This window comes from Modestobacter sp. DSM 44400, assembly GCF_900107175.1.
Lineage (GTDB): Bacteria > Actinomycetota > Actinomycetes > Mycobacteriales > Geodermatophilaceae > Modestobacter.
In genome coordinates, this window is record NZ_FNOZ01000025.1 from 47,188 (window position 1) to 64,076 (window position 16,889).

Annotated in this window: 20 protein-coding genes and 1 pseudogene; 11 read left to right on the plus strand and 10 right to left on the minus strand. The window is 73.4% G+C overall.

Going from position 1 to position 16,889, the window contains the following annotated elements:
- The first annotated feature begins 130 nt into the window (after positions 1-130).
- Both BLW04_RS15650 and BLW04_RS15655 read left to right on the plus strand, forming a co-directional pair.
- Positions 131-796, plus strand: coding sequence for a potassium channel family protein (locus BLW04_RS15650; RefSeq protein WP_091543108.1), 666 nt, complete (start codon positions 131-133; stop codon positions 794-796).
- A complete protein-coding gene (locus tag BLW04_RS15655) occupies positions 796-1,464 on the plus strand; it encodes a potassium channel family protein (RefSeq protein ID WP_091543111.1) in 669 nt (222 codons plus the stop codon). Before BLW04_RS15650 ends, BLW04_RS15655 begins: the two co-directional genes overlap by 1 nt.
- A 92-nt stretch (positions 1,465-1,556) precedes the next feature.
- On the opposite strand, the gene BLW04_RS15660 is transcribed toward BLW04_RS15655, so the two are convergent.
- The 7 genes from BLW04_RS15660 to BLW04_RS15690 all read right to left on the minus strand — a co-directional run bounded on the left by BLW04_RS15660 (position 1,557) and on the right by BLW04_RS15690 (position 6,191).
- A complete protein-coding gene (locus tag BLW04_RS15660; protein ID WP_254781636.1) occupies positions 1,557-2,333 on the minus strand; it encodes a DUF3159 domain-containing protein in 777 nt (258 codons plus the stop codon).
- A 10-nt stretch (positions 2,334-2,343) separates the two neighbouring features.
- Positions 2,344-2,733: an OB-fold nucleic acid binding domain-containing protein gene (locus BLW04_RS15665; protein ID WP_091543114.1), complete on the minus strand. Its 390-nt coding sequence runs from the start codon at positions 2,731-2,733 to the stop codon at positions 2,344-2,346.
- Entirely contained in the window at positions 2,730-3,572 is an 843-nt protein-coding gene (locus BLW04_RS15670; protein ID WP_091543117.1) for an alpha/beta hydrolase family protein, read from the minus strand. The genes BLW04_RS15665 and BLW04_RS15670 overlap by 4 nt, the downstream gene beginning before the upstream one ends.
- Entirely contained in the window at positions 3,569-4,273 is a 705-nt protein-coding gene (locus BLW04_RS15675; RefSeq protein ID WP_091543120.1) for a DUF3710 domain-containing protein, read from the minus strand. Before BLW04_RS15675 ends, BLW04_RS15670 begins: the two co-directional genes overlap by 4 nt.
- Position 4,274: 1 nt before the next feature.
- Positions 4,275-4,826, minus strand: a complete 552-nt coding sequence (dut, locus tag BLW04_RS15680; protein ID WP_217631073.1) for a dUTP diphosphatase — start codon at positions 4,824-4,826, stop codon at positions 4,275-4,277.
- A 19-nt stretch (positions 4,827-4,845) separates the two neighbouring features.
- Positions 4,846-5,724, minus strand: coding sequence for a hypothetical protein (locus BLW04_RS15685; protein WP_254781638.1), 879 nt, complete (start codon positions 5,722-5,724; stop codon positions 4,846-4,848).
- A gap of 164 nt (positions 5,725-5,888) precedes the next feature.
- On the minus strand, positions 5,889-6,191 hold the full coding sequence (locus tag BLW04_RS15690) for a DUF4193 domain-containing protein (RefSeq protein WP_091543127.1): 303 nt from the start codon (positions 6,189-6,191) through the stop codon (positions 5,889-5,891).
- Between the two features lie 323 nt (positions 6,192-6,514).
- Between BLW04_RS15690 and BLW04_RS15695 the strand changes: the two genes are divergently transcribed.
- Positions 6,515-7,561: a phosphotransferase family protein gene (locus BLW04_RS15695; protein ID WP_091543160.1), complete on the plus strand. Its 1,047-nt coding sequence runs from the start codon at positions 6,515-6,517 to the stop codon at positions 7,559-7,561.
- A gap of 127 nt (positions 7,562-7,688) precedes the next feature.
- Positions 7,689-8,228, plus strand: coding sequence for a LytR C-terminal domain-containing protein (locus tag BLW04_RS15700; RefSeq protein ID WP_091543129.1), 540 nt, complete (start codon positions 7,689-7,691; stop codon positions 8,226-8,228).
- A 29-nt stretch (positions 8,229-8,257) separates the two neighbouring features.
- Here BLW04_RS15700 and BLW04_RS15705 read toward each other — a convergent pair whose 3' ends face one another.
- A complete protein-coding gene (locus BLW04_RS15705) occupies positions 8,258-9,088 on the minus strand; it encodes an inositol monophosphatase family protein (protein WP_175484078.1) in 831 nt (276 codons plus the stop codon).
- A gap of 59 nt (positions 9,089-9,147) precedes the next feature.
- Between BLW04_RS15705 and ppgK the strand changes: the two genes are divergently transcribed.
- The 3 genes from ppgK (at position 9,148) to BLW04_RS15720 (ending at position 12,532) form a co-directional block, all read left to right on the plus strand.
- Positions 9,148-9,891 carry a polyphosphate--glucose phosphotransferase gene (gene ppgK / locus BLW04_RS15710; RefSeq protein WP_091543131.1) on the plus strand — a complete coding sequence of 248 codons (744 nt, stop codon included), beginning with the start codon at positions 9,148-9,150 and terminating at the stop codon, positions 9,889-9,891.
- Between the two features lie 301 nt (positions 9,892-10,192).
- Positions 10,193-11,524: an RNA polymerase sigma factor gene (locus BLW04_RS15715; protein ID WP_175484079.1), complete on the plus strand. Its 1,332-nt coding sequence runs from the start codon at positions 10,193-10,195 to the stop codon at positions 11,522-11,524.
- Between the two features lie 117 nt (positions 11,525-11,641).
- Entirely contained in the window at positions 11,642-12,532 is an 891-nt protein-coding gene (locus BLW04_RS15720; RefSeq protein WP_175484080.1) for a tyrosine-type recombinase/integrase, read from the plus strand.
- Positions 12,533-12,725: 193 nt separating this feature from the next.
- Here BLW04_RS15720 and BLW04_RS15725 read toward each other — a convergent pair whose 3' ends face one another.
- Together BLW04_RS15725 and BLW04_RS15730 are read right to left on the minus strand one after the other, a co-directional pair.
- Positions 12,726-13,007, minus strand: a complete 282-nt coding sequence (locus BLW04_RS15725) for a hypothetical protein (RefSeq protein ID WP_091543136.1) — start codon at positions 13,005-13,007, stop codon at positions 12,726-12,728.
- 467 nt (positions 13,008-13,474) lie between these two features.
- Entirely contained in the window at positions 13,475-14,338 is an 864-nt protein-coding gene (locus BLW04_RS15730; protein WP_175484081.1) for a M48 family metalloprotease, read from the minus strand.
- A gap of 462 nt (positions 14,339-14,800) precedes the next feature.
- Between BLW04_RS15730 and BLW04_RS15735 the strand changes: the two genes are divergently transcribed.
- The 4 genes and pseudogenes from BLW04_RS15735 to BLW04_RS25985 form a co-directional block, all read left to right on the plus strand.
- Entirely contained in the window at positions 14,801-15,106 is a 306-nt protein-coding gene (locus BLW04_RS15735) for a hypothetical protein (RefSeq protein WP_091543141.1), read from the plus strand.
- A 149-nt stretch (positions 15,107-15,255) separates the two neighbouring features.
- Positions 15,256-16,176 carry a helix-turn-helix domain-containing protein gene (locus tag BLW04_RS15740; RefSeq protein WP_254781640.1) on the plus strand — a complete coding sequence of 307 codons (921 nt, stop codon included), beginning with the start codon at positions 15,256-15,258 and terminating at the stop codon, positions 16,174-16,176.
- A 280-nt stretch (positions 16,177-16,456) separates the two neighbouring features.
- The gene (locus BLW04_RS26820; protein WP_091543145.1) at positions 16,457-16,687 is read left to right on the plus strand and encodes a hypothetical protein; all 231 of its coding nucleotides are present in this window, start codon (positions 16,457-16,459) and stop codon (positions 16,685-16,687) included.
- A 48-nt stretch (positions 16,688-16,735) separates the two neighbouring features.
- A pseudogene (locus tag BLW04_RS25985) lies at positions 16,736-16,889 on the plus strand (IS256 family transposase); the annotation flags it as partial.

Below are 16,889 nucleotides of genomic sequence, written 5' to 3' on the forward strand. Positions count from 1 at the left end.
ACCCGTCCGGGGCAGCAGCGGCCCGGTCACCCCCTTCGGCGAAGGCGCCGGGTGTACGTTCGCGCGCTGTACGGCCGGGTGTCCGCACCCGGGCAGAGCAGGCAACCAGCGAATGGGCAGGGTGGATCACGTGCACGTGGTCGTGATGGGCTGCGGGCGTGTCGGATCGGCCATCGCCCGCCGCCTGGAGGAGATCGGGCACAGCGTCGCGGTCATCGACCAGGACCCCGAGGCCTTCCGCCGGCTGGGTCCGGAGTTCGCCGGCCGCCAGGTCACCGGCCTGGGCTTCGACCGGCAGACGCTGCTGGACGCCGGCATCGACTCCGCAGGCGCCTTCGCCGCGGTGAGCAGCGGCGACAACTCCAACATCATCAGCGCCCGGGTCGCCCGGGAGACCTTCGGCGTCGAACACGTCGTGGCCCGCATCTACGACTCCAAGCGGGCCGAGGTCTACGAGCGGATGGGCATCCCCAGCGTGGCGACCGTCCCGTGGACGGTGAACCGGCTGATGCGCGAACTGCTCTCGGTCAAGGTGAGTGAGCTCTGGCGCGAGCCCACCGGCAAGGTGCTGCTGATGCGGGTCACCGTCACCGACGGCTGGGTGGGCCGGCCGCTGGCCGAGCTCGAGGCCGCTTCCGGGGCCCGCGCCTCCTGGATGGTGCGCTTCGGCGAGGCGCAGCTGCCCACGCCCAGCACCGTCATGCAGACCGGTGACCACCTCGTGATGGCCGTCACCGACGAGCTCACCGACCGGGTCCACAAGGTCGTCGAGAACCCCCCGGAGGGGAGGCACTGATGCGCGTTGCCATCGTCGGGGCCGGTGCGGTCGGCCGCTCCATCGCCGGGGAGCTGCTCGGCAACGGCCACTTCGTGATGCTGATCGAGAAGAACGGCGCCAAGGTGCGCGCGAAATCCGTGCCCGGCGCCGAGTGGGTGCAGGCCGACGCCTGCGAGGTCACCTCGCTGGAGGAGGCCCAGCTGGCCAGCTGCGACGTGGTCATCGCTGCGACCGGCGACGACAAGGCCAACCTGGTCGTCTCGCTGCTGGCCAAGACCGAGTTCGCGGTCAACCGGGTCGTCGCCCGGGTCAAGGACCCGCGCAACGAGTGGCTCTACACCGAGGCGTGGGGCGTCGACGTCGCCGTCTCCACCCCGCGGGTCCTCGCCGCGCTGGTCGAGGAGGCGGTGACCGTGGGCGACGTCGTCCGGCTGATGAGCTTCCGCAAGGGCGCGGCCAACCTCGTCGAGATCACCCTGGCCGAGGACACCCCGTGGATCGGCCGGCCGGTGCGCGAGCTCGTCCTCCCCCGGGAGACAGTGCTCACCACCATCCTGCGCGGCGATCGGGTCATCACCCCGCAGGCCGACGAGCCGCTGGAGGCCGGCGACGAGCTGCTGTTCGTCACCCATGGCGACATCGAGGAAGAACTGCAGCGGATGCTCTGCGCCGACGGGAACTGTTAGCAGGAGGACCCCGTCCTCCTCACCCCTCGCAAGCTCAGCGCGAGCCTCTGGACGGGGCCGCCGGGAGCCTGCGCACGGGCCGGTCCAGTACCTCAGAGACCGTCGGTGCGGTGGCGGTGCAGTCGCGCGACCACCCACAGGGTGACCGCAAGCTCCACCGCGGTCACCGGCAGCCCGAGCACCAGCGAGCTGGTGCCCAGCAGCTCGACGTCGTCCTGGAGGTACAGCACCCACTGGACGCCGGCGCGGAGCAGGAAGACCCCGCCCCACAGCACGGTCAGCCAGGCATAGGCGCGCAGCATCCGGCGGTCCTGCCGCCAGTGCAGCTCCGGGTCGGCGTCCGGCTCCGGCGGACCGGCAGCAGCCGGCTCGGCCGGCTCCGCAGCCGGCCCGGCGGGGCCGGACCGCCGCGTCGCCCGGCTCCGCAGCGACGACAGCGACGGCAGCGAGTGCGTCGCCATCGTGCCGAGGTGGCTGGGGGCGAGGAACTCCGCGATGACGCCGACCAGGGGCCAGCGGACGAGGACCGAGCCCAGCAGCACGATGCCCAGGCCGGCATTGCGGATCAGGCCGACGGCGAAGAAGTCGCGCGCCTCTCCCGACCTCGCCGCGATGGCCACCGCGACCGCGACGGCGAACAGCCCGCTGATGCCCTGCTGCACGCTCTCCCGCCGGACCAGTCGCAACAGGAAGACCAGCACGGCGGCACCGAGCGCGGCCCAGATGCCCGGGCGCAGGCCGCCGATCCCGTTGGCCACGATGAAGGCGACCGTGGGCAGCGTGGCGTCGAGCATGCCGCGCCAGCCACCGAGCTGGCCGAGGACGACGTGCCGGTCGAAGGCGGGCCGACTCTCGGGTGCCGGGCTCACCTGGGACACGTCACCCGGCGCTCAGCTCGTACCAGGGGTTGTAGATGACCTGACGCCCCTCGAAGGCGGCGAAGCGCCCGCGGGCGGTGAGCGTGCGGCCCGGCTCGATGCCCGGGATGCGGCGGCGCCCCAGCCAGACCAGCGTCACCGAGCCCGAGCCGTCGAACAGCTCGGCCTCCAGCGTCGGCACCGTCTCCCGCGGCGTGTAGACGACGGACCTCAGCCGGCCGGTCACGGTGACGACGTCGCCCTTGCGGCAGGCGCTCACCGGCGCGCAGCCAGCGGTCGCGACCCCCGACTGCAGGGCCTGTGCGTCGATGGTGTGGTCGTCCGCGGTCAGCTTCTGCAGCCTGCGGGACAACCAGCCGCGCGCGCCGGGCTGGGCACTGGTCTCGGTCACGATCCCAGCGTAGTTCGGTCCGGGGCCGCTGTCCGACGGCCCATCAGCCAGCCGACCGTGAGCTGCCACGCGTCGCTCGCCGGATCGATCACTCCCATGTGGTCGCCGGGCACGGCGGCCACCTCGACCCGGTCCCCCGCCGCCGTCGCCGCGGCCGCGTACCGCCGGCTCTGCTCCAGGGGGACGGTGTCGTCGCCGGTGCCGTGCACGCACAGCACGGCCGCGCCGGTGGGAAGCAGCCGCACCGGGTCGGCGGCGGCGTACCGCTCCGGAACGGCGTCCGGGCCGCCACCGAGGAAGTCGGCGACCGCGGCCGCCCCCAGCCGCTGCGCGTGCCCGCGGTCCAGGTCCAGCACGCCGGCCTGCAGCACCGCGGCGGACACCGTCACCCGCGGCCCGGCCCCCGGCGCACCCGCCGGCAGCTGGTGGCGGCCGGCCACCCAGGCGGCCAGGTGCCCGCCCGCGGAGTGCCCGATCACGGTCACGTCGGCCAGGTCCAGCCGCGCCGCGTCGGTGAGGTCGGGCAACAGGTCGATCGCGGTCGCCACGTCGGTCAGGGTCTGCGGCCAGCCGCCGCCGGCGCCGACCCGGCGGTACTCGACGGCGACCGCGGCCCAGCCACGGGCGGCCAGGTCCGCGGCCAGCGGGCGGGCGAGCTCGATGCCGTACCGCGCCCGCCAGAAGCCACCGTGCAGCACGACGACCACCGGGGCCGGCGCCTCGCCGACCGGATGCTCCGACAGCACGGCGGAGCCGTTCAGCTCCTGCACCGGAGGTGGGAGGGTGAGCTCCAGGAACTGCGCTGGGTCGGCTCCGTAGGGATGGACCGACGGGGTCATGCGGTCGGGCCCTCCTGGGCCGCCCTGGCCGCGGCCTGCTGGCGGGCGATCTGCTCGGCCGCCTGGGCCGGCAGGGTCAGCGGCAGCTGGTCGCGCACCGGCATCGGCTGGGTGCCGCGGGCGACGACGATCGCGCGGAAGGCGTCCTCGAGCGCAGTCGCCTGCTCTGGGCTCTCCGCGGCCGGCCCGCTGATCATGCCGCGCAGGAACCAGCGGGGGCCGTCAACCCCGACGAAGCGGGCGGCCCGGTGCGTGGACGGTCCGGCGGGCTGCCCCGGCTGCGCCAGAGCGGGGATCAGCACCTGCCCGGCGAGCTCGGGGCCGAAGGGGCCGGGGACCTCCGCCAGCCGGCCCCCCTGACCGCTGGCGCTGCGGGCGAGCTCGGCGCGGACGTCGTCCCAGATGCCCCCGGCGCGCGGCGCGGCGAAGGCCGACACCTGCAGCATCGACTCCCCCAGCCGCAGGGTGGCGCCGATGACCTGCTGCTGGGCGTTCACATCGATCCGCAGCTCCATCCCCGCAAGCGCCGGAACGCGCAGGGAGCCCAGGTCGATCCGGGACAGACCGTCCTGCGGGGCATCGGCGACGTCCCAGGGGCCGTCGGTCGACAGCTCCTCCCGCTCGCGGTGCTGGGGCTCCGGCGGGACGCCCCGCTCGCGGAGGCTGCGCTCGATCCGGTTGCGCCGGCGGCCGATCGGCATCTCAGATCTGTCCTTCGGAGGGGGCGGTGGGGTTGGCAAGCGTGGGGTCGGGGAGTGTGGTGGCTGGGCGGCCGAGGGCCGCAACTCCACCGGTGGAACCGTGCCCGGCCGCGCCGCGGTCGCTGACCGACAACTCGGCGACGGGCACGAAGCGGACCCGGACGACGGGCTGGACGACGAGCTGGGCGACCCGGTCGCCGCGGTGCAGGCGCAGGGTGTTGCTCGGGTCGAGGTTGACCAGGTTGACCTTGATCTCGCCGCGGTAGCCGGCGTCGATGGTGCCCGGCGCGTTCACCAGGCTCAACCCCAGCCGGTGGGCCAGCCCCGACCGCGGGTGCACGAAGCCGGCGTAGCCCTCGGGGATGGCCACCGCCACACCGGTGCCCACCAGCGCCCGCTCGTGCGGCGCCAGCTCGACGTCCTCGGCCAGGGTGAGGTCGGCACCGGCGTCGCCGGGCAGCGCGTAGGCCGGGGCTGTGCCGTGCGCGGACGTCAGCTGCACGGGCACGTCGAACTCGGCCCCGGGTGGAAGTGGCGGGATCGGTGCGGACACGGGCGCGAGGCTAGCCGCGTCAGTCCGGGGTGCCGGGCGGGCGCTGCCGCGGCAGTGCCGTCCGCAGGTCGGCCAGCAACCGTTCGGCCAGTGAGGCGGTGGCCTTGCGGTTGCTGCGGGCGGCCAGCGTGGCCCCCACCAGCAGCGGCGCGAGGGAGCTCGCGCTACCGGCCAGCCGGCGGGTGACCCGGCGGCGCAGCGCCTGGGCCCCCGCGGATCCCAGCCGGGAGAAGAGGCTGCCCGAGCCGGTGCTGCCGACCGCCCGCTGGGTGCTCCAGCTGGTCAGGTAGGCCACCGCGCGCTCCCGGGCATCGCCGGGGGCCGGACGGCGGTACAGCTCGTGCAGCTCGCCGACCAGCACGACCTCGACCGCGGCGACCAGCACGGTCTGCGCCCCCAACTCCAGGGGCATCGCCACGAGGGACGGGGGCGCGAACCACTGGGCGGCGGCCAGCCCGCCGGTGGCCGCGCCGATCGCCCCGGTGAGCCGGGCCGCGCGGGCGGTGAGCGCCTCGGCGATCTCCTGCTCGGTCGCGCCGGGGTGGGCCTGTTGCAGCCGCTGCCGGTCGCGGATGGGCAGCGCCGGCGCGGCGGCGTCGAGCAGGTCGGTCAGCAGCCCCCCGGGCGTCCACCGGCTGCGAGGCCCCGTCGTCTCGCCCTCGACGGGGGCGGTCCGGTCGCCGCCGGCCTTGCTGCTGCCGCGGGAGCGAGCCGCCCCCGCGACCGCCGACACGACGTCGGCCAGCACGCCGGCCGCCGCGCGGCCCGGTGCTGCCCCCGCCCCACTCCCGGTGGCGTCCCGGCCGAGCAGCCCGGCGACGGCGTCGGCCAGCGCCCGCGCGGCGGCACCGAGGCCGGGTGAGTCGGCCGCCGGGGCACCGGCAGCCGGACCGCCCACCGGCCGCGGTGCTGGCACGTCCCGGGGCGGGCCGGGCGGGGAGCCGTGCTCTGTCATTGGTGCCCTTCCATCCGGTGGTCCCCAGTGCCAGTCCCGCGTGTGCGGCCCCCCTGCAGGGCCCCGCCGCGAGCCTGCGAGCGGCGGGGGGCAGGGGGGGTCCTCTTTCAGGCGGCGCAGTCCCGGCACACGAGCTGGTCGCCGCGGGTGGCGGCCAGCCGGGTGCGGTGGTGCACCAGGAAGCAGCGCGAACAGGTGAACTCGTCCTCCTGCTTGGGCAGCACGCGGACGGTCAGCTCCTCGTTGGACAGGTCGGCGCCCGGCAGCTCGAGGTTCTCGTTGAAGTCGGTCTCGTCGACGTCGACCGAGGAGGACTGGGCCTCGGCCCGGCGGGCCTTGAGCTCCTCGAGGGAGTCCTCACCCAGCTCGTCGGCTTCGTTGCGTCGGGGGGCGTCGTAGTCGGTGGCCATGGTGTGCCCCTTCTCTTTCTCTCGTCGCGGGACACTGCCCGCTCGTTCGCCGCCGGCCCTGGAGGGGCCGGTGGCCGGTGACCGGCCGCCGCAGCGGCCGGAGGTCTGTCGCCGGGGTCGTCCGGGCCCACGGCTGGGGCCCTCCCGGCCCTCCCGGCGGAGGAACGGGGGCGTGCTTCGTCCGGGCTGCGCCCAGCGGTTCGTACACCGGCGAGCCCCCCAACGCGGTCCGTGCCCGGTTTGTGCCCGGCGCCCCGACGTCGACACATCGGGCACGCACGGTGCGTATGTGGGCACGGGGCGCCAGAGGCTACCCTGCCGCCGTGACGACCACCGTGGGTGCTGATCCGGACGTCGTAGGGCCTTATCTGGCCGGTGTGCTGGGCGACGAGCGGTGGCGCTCGGTGTCCGTCGAGCTGATCGCCGCGGGCATGTCGAACCTCACCTACGTGGTGACCCCCGCGAGCGGGTCGGCCGACGACGCGGTCATCCTCCGGCGTCCGCCGACCGGCGCCGTGCTGGCCACCGCACACGACATGGTGCGCGAGCACAAGGTCATCTCCGCGCTCGCCGGAACCCCGGTGCCGGTGCCCCGCACGCTCCACCTGTGCACCGACGTCGCCGTCCTGGGCGCCCCGTTCTACGTGATGGAGCGCGTGGTCGGCGTCCACGTGGTCACCGAGCTGCCGGCGGGCTACGCCGACGAGCCGGCCCAGCGGCGGGAGATCGCCGACGGGCTGATCGACGTCCTCGGCGACCTGCACGCGGTCGACCCGGCCGTGGTGGGGCTGGCCGACTTCGGCCGGCCGGAGGGCTTCCTGGAGCGGCAGGTGCGGCGCTGGACCAAGCAGTGGGACGCCACCCGGGACACCGACCGGCCCGCCCTGGACGCCCTCGCCGCCCGGCTGGCCGAGACGGTTCCGGGCACCCAGCGGGCCGGCATCACCCACGGCGACTACCGGCTGGACAACTGCCTGCTCGACCCGCAGGTCCGCAGCCGGGTCCGCGCGGTGCTGGACTGGGAAATGTCCACCCTCGGTGACCCGCTGACCGACCTCGGGATGCTGTTCGTCTACTGGCCGCAGGCCGGCGAGAACCGCGCCGTCTCGGTCTCCGGCGTCACCGCCCTGCCCGGGTTCCCGACCCGACTCGAGCTGGCCGAGCGGTACGCCGCCGGCACGGGCACCGACCTGTCGGCGCTGAACTGGTACGTCGGCTTCGCCTACTTCAAGTTCGCCGCGATCGTGGCCGGCATCGTGGCCCGGTCCAAGGCCGGGGCGATGGCCGGCAAGGACACCTCGGGCTACGCCGAGAAGATCGACCCGTGCGTGGAACTGGGACGCGCCGCGCTCGACGACGGTGCGCTCTAGGCCCCTGCGGCGCCGCTAGAGTCCGCGGCGAGACCACGGCCCTGCCCGGCCCGTCCCCCGCGCTCCGCCGGCGAGTCCCGCCGTCCGGGCTGCCGACGGCCCCGGGCCCTCCGAGCGGAGTGCAGCGTTGAGCGAGACCAGCGACCGGCCTCCGGTGCGCACCCGGAGTGGCCGGCGGCCGGTGCCCGCGCTGATCGTCCTGCTGGTGCTCGCCCTGGCCGCGCTCGGCGTGTGGTGGAACGTGCTCCGGCAGGACCGGGAGATCAACCAGGCCCAGGCCGCCGCGTGCACCTCGGCCAGCGAGGCCCCGCCGTCCCTGGCGTCGGAGAACGTGACCCTGCGCGTCTACAACGCCGGCGCCAAGTCCGGGGCGGCCGGTGAGGTCGCCGCCGAGTTGCAGGCGCGCGGCTTCGTCGTCGACGAGGTCGCCAACGACCCCCGTCCGGAGTTCCAGGTGACCGGCGTCGGCGAGGTGCGCTTCGGGCCGGCCGGCCGGGAGACCGCGCAGTACGTCGCCCTGCTGCTGCCCGGCGCGACCGACCGGGCCGACACCCGGGCCACCGGCCTGGTCGACCTGGTCCTGGGGCCGGAGTTCGAACAGCTCGCCACCCCCGAGGACGTCGCGGCCGCGCTGGCGCCCGCCGCCAGCGCCGGGGCGGCCTGCTGACCCAGCCGGGTCGACTGCCCGCTCACCACTCAGCGGCCGGCGTGCAACCGCTCCAGCAACTCCACCAGCGGCCCGGCGATGCTCGGCGCCGCCGCCACTGCCATCGGCGCGGCGAAGGGCCGGCCCTCGGTGCCGGTGACGACCAGCCCGGCCTCGGCGGCCACCAGCGCCCCGGCCGCGTGGTCCCAGGGCTTGAGGTCCAGTTCGTAGTAGGCGTCGACCCGACCGGCGGCTGCGGCACACAGGTCCAGGGACGCGCAGCCGAAGCGGCGGATGTCGCGGACCTCGGTCAGCAGTTCGGCGACCACGGCGCCCTGTAGCCGGCGCTGCTCGACCCGGTACCCGAACCCGGTGGCCACCAGGGTCTGCGCCAGGCTGACCGGGGCGCTGCCGTGCAGCGGCTGCGCCGCCGCGCCCGGCGCGGTCAGCCAGGCGCCGCCGCCGCGGACGGCGGTGAACAGCTCCCCGGTCGCCACGTTGAGGACGACGCCGGCCTCCGTGCGGCCCTCGACCTCGGCGGCGATGGAGACGGCGTAGGCGGGCACGCCGTAGAGGAAGTTGACCGTCCCGTCGATGGGGTCGACCACCCAGCGGACGCCGCTGCTGCCCTCGCGGGACGCGCCCTCCTCCCCCAGCACGCCGTCCTCGGGGCGGGCGGCCAGCAGCCGGCGGACGATGAGCTCCTCGCTCGCGGTGTCCACCGCGGTGACCACGTCGACCGGGCTGGACTTGGTGACCACCTGCTGGCCGGCGGTGGCCCGGCCGGCTCCCACGAGGACCGCCGCCTCCTCGGCCGTGACCCGGGCCAGCTCGAGCAACTGGGTGGGCAGGTCCGCTGCGGGCGGCGTCGACGTGATCACGTCGAGCGATCCCGCCCGAGTGGTGCACTCGGACCAGGGGTGGTCACTAACCTGAGCGGGTGCAGGGCTTCGGAGTAGACATCGGTGGCAGCGGGATCAAGGGCTGCGTGGTCGACCTGGACAAGGGCGAGCTGGTCGGGGAACGGGTGCGCATCCCCACCCCGCAGCCGGCACTGCCCGAGCCGGTCTACGGCGTGGTCGCCGACATCGTCGGGCAGTTCGGCTGGGAGGGGCGGATCGGCGTCACCTACCCGGGGGTGATGAAGAGCGGTGTCGCGTTCACCGCCGCGAACATGGACGCCAGCTGGATCAGCACCGACGTGGCGAGCGGGCTGGCGGCCGTCATTCCCGGCACGGTGCAGACGCTCAACGACGCCGACGCCGCGGGGCTCGCCGAGATGGCCTACGGCGCCGGCAGGGGCCAGCGCGGGCTGGTGCTGATGCTGACGTTCGGCACCGGCATCGGCAGCGCGCTGTTCATCGACGGGCAGCTGGTGCCCAACACCGAGCTCGGTCACATCGAGGTCGACGGTAAGGACGGCGAGGTCAGGGCTTCGGCCGCGGTCCGCGAACGGGAAGACCTGAGCTACCCGGACTGGGCGAAGCGGGTCGACCGCTACCTGGACACCCTGGAGCGGGGTCTGTGGCCGGACCTGATCATCGTCGGCGGCGGGGTCAGCAAGAAGGCCCACAAGTGGGTGCCACTGCTGTCCACGCGGACCCGGGTGGTGCCCGCGGAGCTGCAGAACGACGCCGGGATCGTGGGGGCGGCACTGGCCGCGGAGCAGCGCATCGGGCAATGAGCCGGACACACCCCGGCTGACCTGCGGAGGGAGTCCATCCGGACGGGTCGGACCGGAACCTGTGGACCGGCGCGTCGGCGTCGTTACAATGGAGGAGCCCCACCTCGCACCACCCCCAGCCAACAGGTCATCCCCCGCCCCCCACCCGGTGAAACACCGGACCGGTCCAGGCGCCGCACACGACCCGGTGGAGGGGGTGCCGGGGCCGCTGCCCGCGGACCACACGGTCTGCGAGGAACGCATCGCAGTACGGGAAGGAACCTGAGTGCCCGCCGACCAGCCAGGACCGGAAGCAGCCGCCGTGAGCAGCCCGAGCAGCCGGAGGACGGTCGCCGCCCGTTCGGCCACCTCGCCGCAGTCCACGGCTCCGGTCACCACGGCCCCTGCCGCGAAGAAGACCCCGGCCAAGAAGGCCCCGGCTGCCGCCGCGAAAAAGGCCAGTGGCGCTCGCAAGCCGAGCATCAGCCCCTCGCCCGGGACGACCGAGGGCACCGTGCTCACCGCCGTGGCCACCGACGGCGGCACCGTGGCCGTCGTCGACGCAGGGGTCGAGGGCCTCAAGCTCGACGAGGCCGTCGTCACCGGCAAGGATGGCGTGGCCGTCGCCGAGACCGCCGACGAGAAGGCCGAGGGCGAGGGCCCGGAGTTCGAGTGGGACGACGAGGAGGAGTCCGAAGCGCTGCGGCAGGCCCGCAAGGACGCCGAGCTCACCGCCTCGGCCGACTCCGTCCGGGCCTACCTCAAGCAGATCGGCAAGGTCGCCCTGCTCACCGCCGAGGAGGAGGTCGACCTCGCCAAGCGGATCGAGGCCGGGCTCTACGGCGCCGAGCGGCTGCGCCAGGTCGAGGAGGGGGGCCAGAAGCTCTCTCCGCAGATGCGCCGCGACCTCAACTGGATCGTCCGCGACGGCGAACGCGCCAAGAACCACCTGCTCGAGGCCAACCTCCGCCTCGTCGTCTCCCTGGCCAAGCGCTACACCGGCCGCGGCATGGCCTTCCTGGACCTGATCCAGGAGGGCAACCTCGGTCTGATCCGCGCGGTCGAGAAGTTCGACTACACCAAGGGCTACAAGTTCTCCACGTACGCCACCTGGTGGATCCGGCAGGCCATCACCCGCGCCATGGCCGACCAGGCCCGCACCATCCGCATCCCGGTGCACATGGTCGAGGTCATCAACAAGCTCGGCCGCATCCAGCGCGAGCTGCTCCAGGACCTGGGCCGCGAGCCGACCCCGGAGGAGCTGGCCAAGGAGATGGACATCACCCCGGACAAGGTGCTGGAGATCCAGCAGTACGCCCGGGAGCCGATCAGCCTCGACCAGACCATCGGCGACGAGGGCGACAGCCAGCTCGGTGACTTCATCGAGGACTCCGAGGCGGTCGTCGCCGTCGACGCGGTGAGCTTCACCCTCATGCAGGACCAGCTCACCAGCGTCCTGCAGACCCTCTCCGAGCGGGAGGCGGGCGTCGTCCGGCTGCGCTTCGGGCTCACCGACGGCCAGCCGCGCACGCTGGACGAGATCGGCCAGGTCTACGGGGTGACCCGGGAGCGGATCCGGCAGATCGAGTCCAAGACCATGTCCAAGCTGCGGCACCCCAGCCGCTCGCAGGTGCTGCGCGACTACCTGGACTGAGCGAAAGCCGTCCGCTGACCCGTAAGACCAGGTCAGCGGGCGGTCCTCGCTCGAACGAGCCAACTGGAACGCACGCACACCGCTCTTGGTCCAGATATCAGAGCTAGGGTATCTGGCGTGACCGTCGATCTCGCCGCCCTGCTGCCGTCCTGGGAGCTGCATCTGCGTGCCGAGCGCAAGAGCCCTCAAACGGTGAAGTCCTACGGCGACGGGGTGCGCCGCTTCCTCACCTGGACCGCCGCGTACGACCGCCCCGCGGTCCTGGACCGGGTCAGCGTCAACGCCTTCGTCGCCCACCTGCTCGACGCCGGAGCCGAGCCGGCGACCGCCCGCGCCCGGCAGCTGGCCCTGCGGCGGTTCTCGTCATGGCTGCAGGAGGAGGGCGAGATTGACGCCGATCCCCTGCTCGGCCTGAAGGCACCAAGGCTCGACGCGAAAGTCGTGGAACCGCTGACCGCCGAGCAGATCACGGCGTTGGTCGCCGCCTGCGCGGGCAGGGACATGCGTGAACGCCGGGACGAGGCCCTCGTGCGGTTGATGATCGAGACCGGGGCGCGAGCCGGGGAGGTTGTCGCGCTGGGCATCGCTGACGTCGACCTCGCCACCGGCACCGCCACCGTGCGCCGGGGCAAGGGTGGCCGGGGCCGGGTCGTGCCCTTCGGCCCGCAGACCTCCCGGGCGCTGGACCGCTACCTGCGCGCCCGCCGCTCGCACCGATTGGCCGGCACTCCGGCGCTGTGGCTCGGCGACCGCGGCAAGGAGTTCTCCTACGACGCGCTGCACAAGACCCTCGGCGAGCGGGCCCGCACGGCCCGAATCGAGGGCTTCAAGCCGCACCGTCTGCGGCACACCGCCGCGCACCGATGGCTGGCCGCCGGCGGCAGCGAGGGTGGCCTGATGGCGGTGGCCGGCTGGACCCGGCCGGACATGCTGCTGCGCTACACCCGCGCCCAGGCCTCGGCCCGCGCCGCTACGGAGGCCCGCGCGTTGGGGCTCGGCAACTTCTGACGTTAGCCGGCATCCGGCCGGAACGTCGGGCACGGTCCTCCGCGCGGACCAACCGCAGGGACCATGGCCTACGGCACGCCGTGGGCGCTCGCCGCGACCACCCAGGGCCGCCTAAACGCCCTCGGACTCGAGTCGGTCGACCGCTCCGGCTTCTCGACTCCCGGCGTGAGGTCCGACCGCGCTCCAGGATCGATCAGCGTGAACTGCGCCGCGCCTTCGCCGACGCCCGGGCCAGTCGCAGCATGTGGGCGGTGAAGAGCGCATCAGCACGCCTCGCCCGCTCCGTCACGTCGAGGATGCCCTCCGGGTCGGCCTCGCGCTCGAACCGGGCCCGCAGTCCCCGCCGCGCCGGCTCAGTCGCGGCAACCCGATTGGGCGTGCGAGCCCAGCGCTCGGCCGCGGCGATTCGGGCAATCAGCGTGCGATCCTGGCATCCGCCGTCGGCGGGCAGGGAGTGAGCGGCAGATCGGGGCATCGGTCCTCCGGCACAGGGACGCCCGCCGGCTGGGCGGAGCAAACGTCGTCGTCATCCCAGAAGGCGCTCAGACCGCGCCTCTACTGACACCCGGCGGCCAATCCACTGGCCACGGCCCCGCGCTGGCCTGGATTCCTCCGCCTTACGGCTACGGCCCTCTTGCTTCCTCGTGGGATCCTCAGCTGCGGCCGACACCCCGACCACTCGGGGCTTGGCCGCGGTCTCTCCCAGCTCCGAGCAAGGCGCGCCCGGGCATCATGCGCGGCGACGACCCGGCCAATCGCGGGTGGTGCCGGGAGTCGTCGGGGCACAGGAGCGCCGCCAGCGCCAGCTGGCCATGCCGGTTCGGTCCCGGTCACCCGCTCAAGGCAGAACTGCAGTTCAGAGGTCAGGCGGCCCCTCGGAGAAATCTCGAGGGGCCGTTCGCTTCACCGTTGTCACCCGCGATTACCCGTGATTGCCCGCCCTTACGGACACGCCGAGGACACGGCATTCGCGCTGGTCAGGCGGTCCGTGTGGGGCCCCGCGGGCGCCGGCGTCAGGAGCGCGCTGATCCGTCGTTCTGGAGTCGGGTGGGGTGCCAGCAACCGCCGCGACCATCCGGCAGCGGCGTTCGACCCGTCGTTGAGTGTGCGGAGCGCGGTGGCCAGCTCCGGGCCGAGACCGTGGTCGGCAGTGAACCGGTCGGCCGCGAACTCGGCACGCCGGCAGACCGCGGCGTCGGCCAGCGGACAGATCACCGCCAAGAGCGCGAGAGCCCCCAGCACGCCCCCGACCATCCAGTGGCCCTGCTGCATGGCGCGCACCCCGGCCACGGCGATCCCGGCAGTGACCACGGTCCGCACCGCGCGCTGGGACGGGCGCCCGGACAGGACGCCCGCCAGGCCGGTCAGCAGTCTTGCAGCCATGCGCCACGGCGCGGCAAGCCACATGGCGACCAGCATCGGTTGGGTCGCTCGGGTGGCGTGATGGCCCAGCTCGTGGACCAGCACTGCCACCATCTGCTCCGCCGCCAGCCGAGCAGCCCGGTAGTCCTCCAGCGCCCGGCTGGTGACCGCAACGCTGCGCCCGCCGGCGGCGTACGCGTTGGGCTGGCGGGAGCGCTGGACGTACAGGTCGACCTCGCCGACTGGTGTTGCGGACAGCCGTAGCGCTGCCGCCCACAGCGGCTGAAGCGCCGCAGCCTGCGCCGCGCTCGGCGGACGGAACCCGAAAGCCACCCGCACGGCAACCCGTTCGCCGGCGCGGGTGAGCCCGACTGCCCCGCAGCCCACCCAGACCAGAAGGACCGGCGCCTTCCACGGGTGCAGTCCACTGGTGGCGACAGCCACGAGGAGCAGGCTGCAGAGCATGGCCGGTGCCGTGGCGGCCGCACGCCACAGCCCGAAGCCGACGGCAGCTCCCCGTGGACCACCGGTTGTCTGGGCTCCGCAGCTCCTCATCAGGGCCTCCCTCGGATGCGGCACGCGCGCCAGTCAGCTTGCCGGCCGCTTCTGACACTTGAGCTAGCGCCGGCACCGCGAGGTCCCGCCGCCGGCCCGGCCACCCCGCGTCAGATCCGACTGCGGTCGAGACACATCTGCACCCGGTGTCACCACGTGACCAGGAACCGCGCCTTCTCCCGGTGAGAGCACCAGCTGCCGGGAGGAGTGCCGATGCCGAGCCACGTCCCAGAACCACTTCTCGTCGACGCGTCCACCGTCGTCGATCCCGGCGATCACCGGCGGCTCGGCGCAACAGGCTCGACCGACGCGAGTGACCCAGATCGGCAGGCTGACCGGAGCGGAGCCTGTGTGGCCCTGGTCGCCGCCTACGGCGGAGACACCCACCGGCTGCTGACCGACCTGGCCGACCACCTCGGCGCCAGCGTGGCTTACGTCGATCGGCCCACGATCGAGGCCCACCTGGAAAGGCCGCTCTCTGACGCCGAGTGGTTGGCCAGCACCTCCCAGATCACCGCGATGGCCTTCGACGAGCACATCGGAGACGCCGGCACGATCCGCACCGACTGGATCGAGGACGTCCTGCTCCGAGCCGGCGTTCCCGGCCGCCCCCGCATCGTCAGCTACCCGTCGAGTCCGCGACGTCGCCGGCGATGACGGTGACCCGCACCTGCTCGAGCTGCGGCTACACCGCCGGCTACGCCAGCGTCCGACTGGCCAACGCGCACCACCCCCGGCACTCCTGCGACAAGCACCAGCGCGACGTAGAGCGAGCCGCTCGCCGCGCGGACCGAGCCGGGAGGCGAGTGAAGCGCGAGTGCAGCCATACAGATGGCCACCACGTGCACGGCACTCGCGCTGCCTACGTCAAAGACCGCTGTCGCTGCACCGACTGCACCGCCGCCAACACCGCTGCCTCCCGCCTGGCGAACCGCGAGCGCTCCTACGGGCGCTGGCAACCGTACGTCGACGCCCACCCCGTCCATGAGCACATCGCTGCGCTGCGGGCAGCCGGCATCGGCGTCGAGCGCATCGCCCACCTCGCCGGCATGGCGCTTAGCCACGTTCGCGAGCTCGCCGACCCCGGCGTCAGTAACTCGACCGTGACGCGTCGGGTCCGTCCGACCACGGCGGCCCGGATCTTGAGCATCGGCATGGATGATGCCAACCGCGCGTCGCACAGCCGTGTCGACGCCACCGGCACGCGCCGCCGCCTGCAGGCTCTCATCGCCACCGGCTGGGCTCCCGAGCTCCTGGCCGCCCAGCTCGGTCGCCGGCCGAACAGCCTCAACCGCAGCATGACCAGCCCGTCGGTGACCGCACGTACCGCTCAGGACGTCGTCGATCTCTACGAACGCCTGTGGAACACCCCACCACCACGAGGGACGGGCGAGCAGCGAGCTGCCGCAAACGCGGCTCGAGCCCATGCCGCCGCGCAAGGCTGGGAGCCGCCGCTGGCCTGGGACGACATCGACGCTGACCCCACGCCCCAGCCGACCGCCGGCACTCCCCCGTCGGACGACGTCGACCTGATCGCCGTCGAACGCGCACTGATCGGCGACGGCATCCGCTACGACGACCTCACCTTCGCCGAACAGCAGGAAGTCATCCACCGGCTCACCGCCCGCGGCAGATCGATCCGCGACATCGCCGCGCAGCTCGCCACCACGAAACGCACTGTGTCTCGGCGTCGCGCGTCCGTCGACGGTGTATGCCCCGGCCGCTGAGGCCCATCGGGCCGACATCCCGCAACCAGCCCCGCCGGTCACTCGCGAATCGGCCTGTCCGCCGGGGACAGTTCTGGCGGTATTGGGCATGCGTACCGTCTGTCACATCAAGCCGTGACCAGCACTTCGCCGCTTGCTGGCGTTGAACGTCACGGGGCCTGGCCAAATTCGCCTAGGACCGATTGAGGCCAGGCGACATTTCGAGCCTTCGTCGGCATGCTAATGATCGGGCCCACATGCTCACGCTGCGGATGTCAGTCCCGACGTCCCCGCCGCTGCCGTGAATCGGGCGGGCGACGAGAAGGACAGCTACGCCTGGAAGAAGTTCAACTCCGCCAACGCCGGCGGCAACGTCCCGACGCTGACCTTCAGCTACGACGGCTGGTGCGACCAGTACAACGGGAACACCGTCTGCGGCGGGATCCGGGACAAGTACTACTCGCTGGGCGGCGAGGTTGTCCCGGGTCTCGTGGAAGTTGAGGTGGCGGTCCCCCGCCTGCACCGGCCGTGAGGTAGGTGTTGGGCGTCCGCCAAGACTCCATCCGAACAGGGGACCGCCGTGAGCAAGACCTACCAGAAGACCGAGACCGACACACCGGACGCGCCCGGGGTGGCCGTGCCCGAGCGGGTGAGCGTGGCGATGGCTGAGATCGCCGAATCGATGCAGGAGGGGCTGCTGGCCCTGGCGGTTGGCGCCGGGATGCAGGTGATGA

What these genes read in the sequence shown, in the direction of transcription:
- BLW04_RS15690 (WP_091543127.1), bottom strand. Translation starts at nt 6,191, where the DNA reads ATGGCCACCGACTACGACGCCCCCCGACGCAACGAAGCCGACGAGCTG.
- BLW04_RS15655 (WP_091543111.1), top strand. Translation starts at nt 796, where the DNA reads ATGCGCGTTGCCATCGTCGGGGCCGGTGCGGTCGGCCGCTCCATCGCC.
- BLW04_RS15670 (WP_091543117.1), bottom strand. Translation starts at nt 3,572, where the DNA reads ATGACCCCGTCGGTCCATCCCTACGGAGCCGACCCAGCGCAGTTCCTG.
- BLW04_RS15675 (WP_091543120.1), bottom strand. Translation starts at nt 4,273, where the DNA reads ATGCCGATCGGCCGCCGGCGCAACCGGATCGAGCGCAGCCTCCGCGAG.
- BLW04_RS15725 (WP_091543136.1), bottom strand. Translation starts at nt 13,007, where the DNA reads ATGCCCCGATCTGCCGCTCACTCCCTGCCCGCCGACGGCGGATGCCAG.